The following is a 795-nucleotide window of genomic DNA, read 5'->3' as shown; positions in this document are numbered from 1 at the left end:
GCCTTGCGCAACCGGTCACAGTGCCATCGTCGGAAATTGCGAGGATGTAGCTCGGTAGAAGAGCGTCGAAGGCGTCCGCCTCTTGGCCGTCGACGACCTTGACCTCCCAGCCAAGGCGCTCGGCGAAAACGCGGGCACGTAGTTGATGATGGCGGTGGAGCAGCTGAGCTTCGTAAACATTTCGCGGCTGGGAAATCGCGAGAATCTGCATGAATTTCTCCGTCGTCGTTGGTCGGYGGGGAAATCAGCACGGATCAGAATCGAGCGGTAGTTGTAGGATCCTACAAGGTCGTTTGAGGTGAGTCGTAGGACGAAATCATCGTGGAGCGGGATGAAACGGCTCGAATTACGAGTGGCGTCTACAGTGGCACCTTGTAGGATTCACAGTAGAACGCATCGTKATMGGAGTTCTCGTCAAACTCGCCAAAGATCTGAATTTGCAAKAGAAAGTGGGCCAGTGACMGCAATGCGTTGCGAAGGGAAGGAGTCCCGTTAAGGTTTTGTTAACCCTATTTCTCTTGCGAGACTCGCAGAATCGTGCGTTATCATGAGACGGAAATAGCGCGTCTTACGCCGAGAAACCGTCTGAAACTGGGGCCAAAGTGAACGTGATTGACAGACAAATCAATCTAGCATCGACTTCCGCGCACATCACACAGCGCGCGGAAGCACTGTCTGCCAGGTTGCGGGCTGTAGGGGAACGAGCCTTTCCTCCCATKGCTCAAAAATCCCTGCGTTCCTTTACCTCCGGAGAGGTCGCCGATATCGTTGGTGTTTCGGATGGCTATTTGCGAC

1 protein-coding gene and 1 pseudogene are annotated in these 795 nt (G+C 54.0%); one reads left to right on the top strand and one right to left on the bottom strand.

What is annotated here, in order from left to right; genetic code table 11:
* Positions 1-211: acyl-homoserine-lactone synthase (locus QD357_RS32645; protein ID WP_414126142.1), on the bottom strand; the 211-nt coding region annotated here is incomplete at its 3' end.
* A 391-nt stretch (positions 212-602) separates the two neighbouring features.
* On the opposite strand from QD357_RS32645, the pseudogene QD357_RS32640 reads away from it, so the two are divergent.
* A pseudogene (locus QD357_RS32640) lies at positions 603-795 on the top strand (plasmid partitioning protein RepA); the annotation flags it as partial.

Source organism: Rhizobium sp. BR 317 (assembly GCF_047445835.1).
Classification (GTDB): Bacteria; Pseudomonadota; Alphaproteobacteria; order Rhizobiales; family Rhizobiaceae; genus Rhizobium; species Rhizobium paranaense.
The sequence above is the reverse complement of the archived record's forward strand: the minus strand, read 5'-3'. Positions and strand labels throughout refer to the sequence as shown.